This is a genomic window from Olleya sp. HaHaR_3_96 (assembly GCF_019278545.1).
In the GTDB taxonomy this organism is placed as follows: domain Bacteria; phylum Bacteroidota; class Bacteroidia; order Flavobacteriales; family Flavobacteriaceae; genus Olleya.
On sequence record NZ_CP058987.1, the window covers coordinates 746,902 to 759,466 of the forward strand.

The 12,565-nt window shown below is 28.4% G+C and carries 12 protein-coding genes; all 12 read left to right on the top strand.

Features of this window, described 5'->3' with window-relative positions:
• Positions 1-40 precede the first annotated feature (40 nt).
• The gene (locus tag H0I26_RS03200) at positions 41-1,312 is read left to right on the top strand and encodes a nucleotide sugar dehydrogenase (RefSeq protein WP_218700982.1); all 1,272 of its coding nucleotides are present in this window, start codon (positions 41-43) and stop codon (positions 1,310-1,312) included.
• Positions 1,313-1,367: 55 nt separating this feature from the next.
• Entirely contained in the window at positions 1,368-2,714 is a 1,347-nt protein-coding gene (locus tag H0I26_RS03205; protein ID WP_218700983.1) for a lipopolysaccharide biosynthesis protein, read from the top strand.
• Positions 2,715-3,644, top strand: coding sequence for a GNAT family N-acetyltransferase (locus H0I26_RS03210; protein WP_218700984.1), 930 nt, complete (start codon positions 2,715-2,717; stop codon positions 3,642-3,644).
• A gap of 3 nt (positions 3,645-3,647) precedes the next feature.
• On the top strand, positions 3,648-4,379 hold the full coding sequence (locus H0I26_RS03215; RefSeq protein WP_218700985.1) for a polysaccharide deacetylase family protein: 732 nt from the start codon (positions 3,648-3,650) through the stop codon (positions 4,377-4,379).
• Positions 4,380-4,381: 2 nt separating this feature from the next.
• Positions 4,382-5,602, top strand: a complete 1,221-nt coding sequence (locus H0I26_RS03220; protein WP_218700986.1) for an O-antigen ligase family protein — start codon at positions 4,382-4,384, stop codon at positions 5,600-5,602.
• Entirely contained in the window at positions 5,602-6,711 is a 1,110-nt protein-coding gene (locus H0I26_RS03225; protein WP_218700987.1) for a glycosyltransferase, read from the top strand. The genes H0I26_RS03220 and H0I26_RS03225 overlap by 1 nt, the downstream gene beginning before the upstream one ends.
• Positions 6,684-8,024, top strand: a complete 1,341-nt coding sequence (locus H0I26_RS03230) for an O-antigen ligase family protein (RefSeq protein ID WP_218700988.1) — start codon at positions 6,684-6,686, stop codon at positions 8,022-8,024. The genes H0I26_RS03225 and H0I26_RS03230 overlap by 28 nt, the downstream gene beginning before the upstream one ends.
• On the top strand, positions 8,014-8,760 hold the full coding sequence (locus H0I26_RS03235) for a hypothetical protein (RefSeq protein WP_218700989.1): 747 nt from the start codon (positions 8,014-8,016) through the stop codon (positions 8,758-8,760). Before H0I26_RS03230 ends, H0I26_RS03235 begins: the two co-directional genes overlap by 11 nt.
• 394 nt (positions 8,761-9,154) lie before the next feature.
• Positions 9,155-10,012, top strand: a complete 858-nt coding sequence (locus H0I26_RS03240) for a hypothetical protein (protein WP_218700990.1) — start codon at positions 9,155-9,157, stop codon at positions 10,010-10,012.
• A complete protein-coding gene (locus H0I26_RS03245; protein ID WP_218702023.1) occupies positions 9,996-10,997 on the top strand; it encodes a polysaccharide biosynthesis protein in 1,002 nt (333 codons plus the stop codon). Before H0I26_RS03240 ends, H0I26_RS03245 begins: the two co-directional genes overlap by 17 nt.
• 4 nt (positions 10,998-11,001) lie before the next feature.
• Positions 11,002-11,439: a WxcM-like domain-containing protein gene (locus H0I26_RS03250; protein WP_218700991.1), complete on the top strand. Its 438-nt coding sequence runs from the start codon at positions 11,002-11,004 to the stop codon at positions 11,437-11,439.
• Positions 11,436-12,551 carry an NAD-dependent epimerase/dehydratase family protein gene (locus tag H0I26_RS03255; RefSeq protein WP_218702024.1) on the top strand — a complete coding sequence of 372 codons (1,116 nt, stop codon included), beginning with the start codon at positions 11,436-11,438 and terminating at the stop codon, positions 12,549-12,551. Before H0I26_RS03250 ends, H0I26_RS03255 begins: the two co-directional genes overlap by 4 nt.
• The last annotated feature ends 14 nt before the right edge of the window (positions 12,552-12,565 follow it).

Genomic DNA, 12,565 nt, shown 5'->3' on the forward strand with positions numbered 1-12,565 from the left:
AATATTGTATTTAAATTAAATATAAAGTAACTATTGGAGTATGAATTACAAAATTGCAATTATAGGATTAGGGTATGTAGGTTTGCCATTAGCAGTAGAATTTGCAAAAAAATATAAAGTAATTGGTTTGGATATCAATAAAGACAGAGTGGATGCGTTAAATTTGGGTCATGATAGTACTTTAGAGGTTAGTGATGAAAATCTTAAAGCTGTTTTAAATAAAAACATAAAAATAGGTTTAGAGTTAAGTTCTGATCCCAATAGTATATCAAATTGTAACGTTTATATTGTAACAGTTCCTACGCCTGTCGATAAAAACAATAGACCAATTTTAACTCCATTATTAAAATCTTCTGAAACCATTGGTAGATTACTAAAGAAGGACGATATTGTTATATATGAATCAACAGTATATCCGGGTGTTACGGAAGAGGAATGTGTTCCTGTATTAGAGAAAGAAAGTGGTTTGAAATTTAATGTTGATTTTTATTGTGGCTATTCCCCAGAACGTATTAATCCAGGAGATAAAAATCATACAGTTGCAAACATTTTAAAAGTTACTTCTGGATCAACTCTAGAAATAGGTAGAAAAGTTAATGAGTTATATGCTTCAATTATCACGGCTGGGACACATTTAGCGCCAACTATTAAGGTTGCAGAAGCTGCTAAAGTAATTGAAAATGCGCAAAGAGATATTAATATCGCTTTTGTTAACGAATTAGCAAAAATTTTCAATAAATTAAATATAGATACTCATTCAGTTTTAGAAGCAGCATCTACAAAATGGAATTTTTTGCCCTTTAAGCCAGGTTTAGTTGGTGGGCATTGTATAGGAGTTGATCCTTTTTATCTAGCTCAAAAGGCTCAAGAAGTAGGCTATCACCCGGAAATTATTTTGGCAGGGCGACGATTAAATGATAGTATGGGAGAATATGTAGCTACGGAGGTTTTGAAGTTGATGGTCAAGAATAATATAACTATAAAAAATGCTAAAGTTTTAATGCTAGGAATTACATTCAAAGAAAACTGTCCTGACATTAGAAATACAAAAGCAATTGACGTTTATAAGGCATTAAAGGATTTTAATATGGATGTAGATATATATGATCCATGGGCTAATAACGATGAAATAAATAGAGAATATTCTATTTCAAAAATTGATGAATTAAATGGTACCTATGATGGTATCGTTCATGTTGTTGCACATACGGAGTTTTTAGAAATAGATTTAAGTAAGTATAAATCTGAAAATGCTATTGTATATGATGTAAAAGGATCATTAAATCAAGATATAGTAGATAAAAGATTATAGATATAAAATCTACTATAACTAAGGTTTAATTTTACAGATTTGTAATATTCTAAGCATGATTAAAAAACTCAAAATACTGTTAAATCAAAATAGAAATAAAGCCGTCTTATATTCTTTTACTACATCTTTTATTGCTAGGGTTTTAGGTCTTCTATCGACAATTATAATAACACCTTTATTATTGCGACATTTTACTACTGAAGGATTTGCATTATGGAGTATGTTAATAATTGTAGTGAATTTTTCGGGGTTTGCTGATTTAGGCATGGGGCATAGTTTGATGAATTTATTATCTGAAGCAAAACATAAAAAGACAAAAGAAATAGAAAAAAAACTTATTGTAACAACTGTTATTTTTTTATTAATAAGTTCCTTTATACTTGCTTTTTTTAGTCTTTTATTTAATTATTTATTCAATTGGGAAACGTTTTTTGACATATCAAGTCAATCCCTTTCTCATCAAATGAAAAATTCAGTTTATTTAGTAATAATCTTATTTTTTATTAATGTTCCATTTTCAATAATTCATAAAATACAATATGCTTGGTTAGATAATCATGTTTACCATATTTGGGAAATTGTACAAAAATTATCTATAATAATATTAGTTTATATTGGTGTTAAAAAAGCTTTCTCATTAGAGTATTTTGTAATTGCCTTTTATGCTCCATTTATAATAATAAATATTTTTAACATCTTTTTTTATGCAAAATATAAGCCAACAATAAGAGATTGCATTACTAGAAAATATTTTATTTCTTCCATTGATTTAAAAATATTCAACGTTATATTAAAAACAGGTGTTTTGTTTTTTTTAATGTCATTACTTTTTAATTTAGGTAGATCGTTTGATAATTTCATAATTGGTAGATTCAGTTCTTTGGAATTAGTAACTGATTATGAAATAGTAAAAAAACCATTTGATTTGATTTTAGTATTTATTATGATGCTCTCTTCAGGGTTGTGGCCAGCTTTTGGCGATGCTATTCATGCTAAAGACTATCAATGGATAAAAAAAGTATTAAAAAAATCCTTAATAACTGTAATGATTTTTTCTAGTTTAGGAGTGTGTTTTTTAATACTTTTTGGAAATAATATTTTAAAAATTTGGTTAAAAGAAGATTATAGTTTTTCTTTTGAAATGTTCTTGTTAATGGCTATATCGTATTTTTTGTTTTCTATAAATAATGTTTTATCATCTTTTTTAGGAGCAAACAGTATTATTAAAAAACAAATCTATATGTTCTTTGTATATTTGATTATAAGTGTTCCTTTGAAAATTTATGGAGTAATGCATTATGAGTTAAAAGGATTATTATTATTAAATATAATATCATTTTTTTGTATTGTGTTAGTCCCATCATTAATAATTAGTTTTAATAAAATAAAATCATTTAATTAAATGGAGTATTATTATAAAGAAGTATCACCAAATACTATTGCAGATATTCAGTTTTTAATTAAAGCCGTTTATGGAAGAGAATCTACTTTAGAATCCTTAAATAAAAAATATGACACCACAAAATCAGGTTTATACACTGTAGGTTACCTAGCCTATTCTAAATCTAATGATGAACCTGCGGGATATTATGGAGTTTTTCCGACTGTTTTTGAATATGATGGTAAAACGGTTTTAGCAGCACAGTCAGGGGATACTATGACACACCCAAGTCATAGAAGAAAGGGGCTGTTTGTAACACTTGCTACAATGACCTATGATTTAGCTAAAAACAAAGGTGTTGAATTCGTTTTTGGTTTTCCTGTTGAGGCGTCTTATCAAGGGTTTGTTAAAAAATTAAATTGGAGACATGATAGCAATATCAAAAAATTGGATTTTTTTATTTTTACTTTTCCACTTAGTTCAATTCAAAGATTGTCTCAAAATTTTTATTTAAAATTTGTTAATATATTTTTCTCAAACTCAAAAAGTGAAAATATTTACCCCTTCATGAATCAAGAATTGAGGAATCCAAAAATTAAAAGGAGCTTTGATTTTTATCATTATAAGGACAAGAAAAACAACTTTAAATTTATGTTTCTCGGCCTGAATATTTGGTATCAAATTAAAGGTGAAACAATGATTATAGCAGATTTAGAATATAACCAAAAATTAAAAACTAAATCAGTTATTTCAAGACTTAAATTTTTAGCTTTTTTAATGGGTATATTAAGGGTGAGTTTTCATTTAAGTCCAAACAGTGTGTTTGCAACTAAATTAAGTGGGCAATACGACTTAAAAGAAGGTCTAGCGATAGGTTATGTAGACTTGTTGGAGACCCAATTGCCATTGAAGGAAATGTGCTTTACTTATGCTGACTTTGACACTTTTTAAATTATGAGACAGAGGATTAAATTGTTTGTTTTATTTCTTGGAAATATTTTATACAGAAATAGTAAAAGTAAAGTTATTTATTATCATGATCTTCATGGATCGAGGAGTTATACTAAAATGTCTACTTCGATTGAAGAGTTTGAGATGCATTTAACACAAATAAGATTAAAAAACTATAAAATAGTAAACCAAATAAATAAGGAAAATCAGCAAATCAAAATTTGTTTTGATGATGGTTTTAAGGGTATATTTGACCATAAAGATTTTTTGATAGCCAATAATGTTTTTGTGGAAATATTTTTAATTACTGATTTTATAGGTGAAGAAGGATATCTCACAAAAAAAGAAATCTTAGAGTTAGATAGTTTTTCTAATTTTAGTTTTGGAAGTCACACAGAGACACATGCAAATTTAGGAGATTTAGATGATATAAGTATTACACAAGAATTAGCTAAAAGCAAAGAAATTATAGAGAGCTTGTTAAACAGAAAGATTAATTCATTATGTTTTCCAAGAGGAATATTTTCAGACAATACAGTACGAATTGCGAAAGCGCTTGGTTATAATGATTTGTATAGTTCTATTCCTGGCAGTTTTCGGCACAAGACTAAACAGTTTGATATCATAAATAGGTATTTGGTTCAGTTTGCATCAAAAAAAGAGCTAAGATTTACTTTAAATGGAGGTCAGGACATATTTAAAGACAGGATAACAAAACAACATTATAGAAGTTAACATTGAAAATAAAAACAGTCATAAATACGGGTTCCTTTTTAGGAATGTTATTACTATTAGTTAGCTTTTATAATTCAAGCATTTTTCCTATATTATTTAAAATTAATGGCGATATATTTTACTATTTTTTAATATTTTTTGTCAGTATATTTGTTTTATTTTCTTCTAAGAAGATGTACAATTATTTAATACCTCTAATCTGTGCTAGTGTATTAAGTATTTTTTTTAATGACATCCCTTCAGAGTTTAAGTCCCATTTAAGATTATCAGCTTGGGTTTTGTTGTTGTTGGCTGTTGGACCGTTAATAAGAAATCAGGTTTCTCATAAAATTAAAGAAAAAATATTTTTTTTGTTTCCTAAAATGTGTGTAATTGCTTCTGTATTATCTTTTTTATACTGGGCTGTTAACTTCGAAGTAGTTGGGAGAGGCTTTTTTACGGGAGTTATGAGACATGCAATGTTAGTTAGTCCAATTGCGAATATTGCATTAATGTATGTTTTTGTGCTCTTCTTAGAAGAGACTAAAAAGAGTAAACAATTTCTTTTTATTCTTTTATTTTTTATAATAGGTATCACTTGTCTTTTGGGAGCGTCTAGAGCTGCTCTATTGGGTTCAGTAGTAGGGTTAACTTGCATGCTTTATTTTCATTCAAAGAAAAAGTTTTTGATTATAATGAGTATTTTTCTTTTAGTATCACCTATTTACTTTATTTACAGTTCTTTTCAAGAAAGTAAAATTAGAAAAATATCATACACTACTTCTGCTGAAAATAGAAATATATTTGAAGGTTTGAGTAGAAAGGGTACAGATAATACAAGAGAAGGTCTGTGGCAAGATAGGCTTAACGAATTTATAGCTAACCCTGTGTTTGGTAGCGGTTTTGCGGCAGTTGATTTTGAGGTAATAAAATACAAAGTATTTGTGAGAGAGGGAGGTGTGGTTGAATTTGGTTCCGGTTATTTGGCATTAGTTTCCACTTTAGGAGGATTAGGAATAATAAGTTTTTTATATTTTCTATATGGTCTATATCGGACTTTAAGAAAAAATTTTAAATACAAAAGCTCAAAAGTTCAATTAATGGTAATCATGTATTTAAGTTTTTTTGGAGTTCATCTTTTTTTTGAAGGCTACCTTTTAGCAGTCGGTACGTTATTAAGTTTAGTGCTTTGGACTGTCTTAGGATATTTGTTCGATTTTAAATATTTCGCAAAACAAGAATAATGAAAATACTATTTCCAATACGAGTCTTTTATCCTGCACAAACAGGTGGGCCAGCAAATACTGTTTATTGGTTAGCAAAGGAGCTAGCCAAAAGCAATGAGGTATACGTTGTTACAACAAGTAAGGATATTAATAAAGAATTGATATCAGAAAATAGATGGATTGATTTGAATGGAATCAATGTTGTTTATGTAACCAATCATAAAATTCCTGTGCTGATTTATTTACATTCATTTAAAAAAATTGTCAAAACAGATGTTATTCATTTGAATAGTCTTTTTGATCTCAGTTCGCTACCCATTGCTTTATTTGGGTTACTGTTTAGAAAAAAGATCATATGGTCTGTGAGAGGCGAACTTGAAGAGTATGCTTTGGGATATGGCCATTTTCGACTAAAAAAAATATTTTTATCTATAATAAACAATATATCAAAGAAGATTATATTTCATGCAACTTCGGATTCCGAAGTCAGTAATATTTTGAATCGTTTTGGAGAAAAAACAAATGTTTTTAAACTTCCGAACTATATGATTTTACCTGAGAAAATTCAAAAAGTATTGGTGAAGAAACAATTATTGTTTGTTGGTAGAGTGCACCCTATAAAATCCATTGATAAATTGCTTACAGCGTTGGCGGTGTCTGAAGTTTTTTTGAAAAGTGATTTTATTTTTAAAATTGCAGGTATTGGAGATATTGGATATATGAATCAAATTACCTCTTTAATTATCGATTTAAAACTATCTCATAAAGTTGTTTTTTTAAAAAGAAGAATAGAGGGGAAGGAGAAAGAAGTTTTATATGCGGAGAGTTACTTTTCTTTTTTAGTCTCTGAATCAGAGAATTTTGGAGCAGTTGTAACAGAAGCTATGGCTCAAGGAACTCCTGTTGTTACTTCTAAGGGAACACCTTGGCAAATTCTAGAAAAGGAAGGGATAGGTTTTTGGATTGATAATAACCCTGAACAAATCTGTCAAATAGTGGATAAGATATTGTTATACAATAATCAGGAATATAGGGAGATAAGACAAAAAGCTTATGATTTTGTGTTGTCTAATTTTAACATAGAAAATAATGTAGATAAATGGGAAAAGGAATATTTAAAGACATGAATTTTGTTGTAAAAAAGTATAGCAATTCATTCTTTTTTTTTGCTATATGTTTTGTTGCTATATCAATAAATTTTCCCAAGCATAGTATTAATAGTATTTCAATTATAGTCTTATGCATTGCTTGGTTATTCAATGGGGTAAATTTAAAAAAGAAGTTTGTCAATTTTTTAAATAACAAAACAGCAATACTCTTTTCTTTTGTTTTTTTTTGTTATTGTATAGGATTGGTTCATACTCAGAATCTTGATAGAGGCTTGAGAGTTGTAGAGATAAAGTTGCCTTTGATTATTTTTCCAATAATATTAGGATCAACGTCTTGGTTTTTAAGCCAAAAACAGAAGACTTTATTTTCATATTTATTTATAGCTTCTAATCTTCTTATTGGAATTTTTACAATTTTTTGTGTTTATTTTGATATCGGTCCAGTGTCAGAAAGATTTATACAAACGGGTATTAAATATTACAGTCATTCAGATTTAACGACAAAAGTGGATAATCATCCAACATATCTTTCTTTTAGTTTTTTAATTTCATTAATCTTTTTACAATATCTATTAGATAATAACCGAATTAAAAAAGTAGTATTTATCATGCTTTTTATTTTATTATCATTTTATTTATTTCTTCTTTCCAGTAAATTAGGTGTTTTTCTATATTTAACTTTAGTTATTTACTTTATTTATTTTAAAGTTAGGATAAATAAGCAAGTAAAGTTAGGTCTTTTAATTATTTCGGTTTTAACTTTTTTTTGTGTTATGGTCACTCAAAACCCTATACAGAAAAGGTATAAAGAAGAGTTTGTAAGTATTAAATCATTTAAAAATATAAGAAATAAAGAGGTTCCTTTTTATCTAAAAAATCAAAGATTAATTGCAGCTGATATTTTCTTTTCACAACCGTCATTAGATCTATTGTTTGGTATTGGAACTGGCGATACTCAAGATTATCTTGATAAAAAATATAGACGCTACCTCGAAATTGTAAATAGAGGTGCTTTCAAAGATTTAAATTATCATAATCAATTTTTTCAATTAAGTAGCGCCATTGGTTTTTTAGGAGGGATTTTGTTAATTTATGTACTTTTAGGCCCATTATGTGTTTCACTAAAAAACGGTAATGAAGAATACATGCTGTTTTTGTTATTGATTTTTTTATTTTTTCTGATTGAATCTTTTTTTGAAACTCAAAGAGGAGTTGTGTTGTATTCCTTCTTTAATTCATTATTAGCTTTTTTATGGTATAATAAGAAAACTGTATCTTTGAAAAATAGAACTTCACACTCCACCAATAAATTTTTAAAGGATGAATTGTAGATTATCATTTAACTTAATATTTGTTTTGATGTTATTAACCTCTTGTGGAAACAAAAGAGATAACATATCAAATAATATTGATAAAAAAGTAATAAAAAAAGAGAATACAAAAACTCAGTCTAATTTATTAAATTGGAAGGATGCTTGGGTTGTGGGTATTGGTTCTGTTCCTGGATTTAAATCGTTTGGTAAAGAAGAGGAAAGTCGACGTGTAAAAGGTGTTAATTTTGATTTCGAACAAGATATTTTATGGGAATGTATTCCTGATAATTCCACAACATGGGATGGTGGGTTTGGTACTGATTATTTACCAATAGATAACCAATATGCGTATAGATTTACGTCTTGGGTTAAAAAAACTAACGGAAAAGTTGGTAGAACGTTTTATGCTGTAACAGGGGTTACAGAGACCACAGGACAGGTTGTTAAAAATGCGAATTTTGTAAATGCCGGTTTTGTACCAGAAAAACTTGAAGATTGGTATTTGTTAGTTGGATATATATATCCTTACGATTACGAAGATGATGTTGAGAAGCAACCAATATCTGGGGTTTATTACTTAGGAGAAAAAGTTGCGGAAGGTAGAGATTTTAAGTGGGATAGGATGACTGATAAAGCTGCTTTTAGAACCCTGCTTAATAATTGTAAGAATAGTTTGGAGGAACGCCTTTATATTTCGGAACCAACCTTATATAAAATTGATGGTACAGAACCTAAATTAAAAGATGTGATATAGATTGTTTAATGATAGCTATTTATTCCAATCTATAATCGTATGTAAGACAATGAAGATATCAAATTTAAATAAGTTTTTTTTTAATAACTTATTATTAATTATGTTTATTGGCGATTTAGTGACAAAGTATTTTAAAATTGAAACATTTTTTTTTTATTTATACGGAACATTTTTTAAGTTTTTTTTTGGACTTATTTTATTATTTAACATAATATACCTTAGAGCATGGAAAACAGAAAAATTTAAGTATTTAATACTTTTGACTTGCATCTTTATTATAGGTCAAATAAGTGAATATATAATATACGATGATATAAAACAGTCTCATTTTATTCACAATGTTTTTAGATTTAATACTTATATTTTTTTATTCCTTTTTGTTATAGTACTTAAAGTGTCAGATATAAATCAAATAAAAATAACAGAAAGCAATATAAATTGGATAAAGAAAATAGGTTTGATAAATATTCCTTTTCTTTTAATAGGCCTAGTGACTCAAATAAATTTTTTTAAATCTTATCCTGGTTCGGATAGATTTGGTATAAATGGTGTTTTAAGTTCATCCGGAACAGCAAGTTTTTTTTACGTGTTTTTAATTCTTATTTTATACGTAGAATTTGTAAAAAAACAAACTGGGAGTATTTTATTAATTCAATTTATTGTTTCTTTTTTAGTAGGCACAAAAACTATTTGGTTTTTTAATGGACTATTAGTGATAATCCATTTTTGCTTTATAATAAAGAAAAAGCAGCGTACTATTTTTCAATCTATATTTGTGTTTATCGGATTATTAGTTTTTTTGTTTAGGCATAAAATAAAACTATTTATAATAGGATTATTCTCATTTGGAGAAAGGATATATAATGAATACGGTTTTATAACTGTTATTCTTTCAACTAGAGACTTATTTTTAGTTAGAGCAATCGAAGTTTATAAAGAAAAAGCATCATTAGTAACATTTCTTTTTGGTGGTATAAATGATAAATTAATAAATGTAGAATTTGAATTTATAAAATTATTTTTATTCTTTGGATTGGTAGGAAGTGTGGTATATTTATTTTTTCTTAAAACTATTTTTTTTAGGAAAAATCAATCTAAACTTAAAACTATTCTTTTTATAGTAATAATTGTAATAAGCGCATTGTCGGGAGCCTTATTATATAGTGTATTTTGCTCGATATTATTTTATATTACATTTTTATATATAGACAAATTAGAAAACAACTCATTAAATGATGACATTCAAAGATAAAACACTATTGATAACAGGAGGTACGGGTTCCTTTGGTAACGCTGTGCTTAATCGTTTCGTTAACTCAGACATTAAAGAGATTAGAATTTTTTCAAGAGATGAAAAAAAGCAAGACGAATTAAGGCGTAGACTATCCAATCCTAAAGTTAAATTTTATATCGGAGATGTTAGAGATTATAGATCTGTAGAAACCGCAGTACGAGGTGTAGATTACATCTATCATGCAGCAGCATTAAAACAAGTTCCATCCTGCGAGTTTTTTCCGATAGAGGCTGTTAAAACGAATGTATTGGGTACGGAAAATGTTCTAGAGGCAGCAATAAAATATAATGTAAAAAGTGTTGTGGTATTAAGTACTGATAAAGCAGTTTACCCTATAAACGCTATGGGGATTTCAAAAGCAATGATGGAAAAAGTGCTTATTGCTAAATCTAGAAATTCTGGAAACACAATAATATCAGGTACGCGCTATGGTAACGTAATGGCATCAAGAGGCTCCGTTATTCCTCTTTTTATTGAGTTAATGGAAAAAGGTGAGGATTTAACACTTACCGATCCAAAAATGACTCGTTTTATGATGACTTTGGAAGATGCTGTAGATTTGGTTTTGTTTGCATTTAATAATGCAGAACCGGGAGATATGTTTGTACAAAAAGCGCCAGCTGCAACAATTGATATATTGGCAAAAGCATTAATTGATTTATACAAATCAGATAGCAAAATTAAAGTAATAGGTACGCGTCATGGAGAAAAACTTTATGAATCCCTTTTGACTAGAGAAGAAAGGGTTAAAGCAGAAGATTTAGGTGAATATTACAGAGTGCCGGCAGATAATAGAGATCTTAATTATTCTAATTATTTTTCTGAAGGAGAAATAGATATGGATCTGGTTGAAGACTACCACTCGCATAATACAGATCAATTAGACGTTGAAGGGATGAAAAAACTGCTTTTGAAACTAGATGTTATAAAAGGTAATATTTAGTGTAATGATTTTGAAAACTCCAGAACTAATAGATGGTGATATTTTTTCAGATGCAAGAGGGACGTTACAATTTGTGAACGACTTTAATTTGTCCTCAATAAAAAGAGTGTATTTTATAATACATCCAAAGACGGAAACTATTAGGGCTTGGCAAGGACATAAAATAGAGAGCAGATGGTTTTATTGTGTAAAAGGAAGTTTTAGTATAAAATTAGTGAAAATTGATGATTGGGATAATCCATCAGACAATTGCAAAATATTCGAATTTGATTTAGAAGAAAACACACCTCAAGTACTTTTCATACCTAATGGTTACGCTAATGGGTTTTCTGCACTTGAAAAAAACTCTAAATTAATGATTATGTCGGACTATACTTTAAACGAAGTACAAGATGATAATTATAGATTTGAAAGCACAAAATGGGTAAATTGGAAAAAATGATAAAAGTTGGGATAACAGGTCAAGCAGGCTTTATGGGAAGCCATTTGTTTAATTATTTAGGAACAAAAGAAAAGATCGAACTTATAAATTTTGAACGTTCTTTTTTTGAAAGTAAAGAAAAGATTGAAAATTTTGTAAGTCAATGTGATGTAATATGCCACATTGCTGCAATGAATAGGCATGATGATGAACAAGTTATTTATAACACAAACATTAAGTTAGTAGAACAGCTTATAACCGCGTGTAAATCATTAAATGTAACTCCGAAAATTATTTTTTCATCATCCACACAAGAAGAAAGAGATAATCTTTATGGTAAATCGAAACGTGATGGAAGAATGGCTCTTGAAAATTGGGCAGCAAAAACTGGAGCCAAAATAAGCACTTTAGTTATTCCAAATGTTTTTGGGCCTTTTGGAAAACCATATTATAATTCTTTTATAGCAACTTTTTGCTACCAGATTGTTAGCGGAGAAATGCCAACAGTACATAATGATGGAGAAGTAAATCTAATTTATATTAATGAGTTAACAGAAGCCTTTTATCAGGAGATTATAACAAACAATAAGCAGGTAAATACGAAGGTTGTTTCACATACTTCAACCAAAAAAGTTTCGGAAATTTTAAAATTATTAAATAACTACAAATCAACTTATATGGATAATGGTGTTGTAGCAGATTTAAGAAACCCTTTTGAACTAGCCCTTTTTAATACATTTACTAGTTTTATTCCTAAAAACTATTTTCCAAGAAAATTTGTGAAGCATACAGATAATAGAGGTGCATTTGTTGAAATTATGAGAGCAAATACGTCTGGACAATCATCATACTCTACAACAGTTCCAGGTATTACAAGAGGTAATCATTATCATACTAGAAAAGTAGAACGCTTTGCAGTTATAAGTGGTAAAGCACGTATTCAATTACGTAAAATTAATACGGATCAGGTGTTTAGCTATACGTTAGAAGGTGGAGAGCCGGCCTATGTTGACATGCCTATTTGGTACACACACAATATAACCAATATAGGAGATACAGAGTTAATCACACTGTTTTGGATTAATGAGCCCTATAACCAAGAAGACCCAGACACTTATTTTGTTGAAGTTTAAAATAACTAGACCAT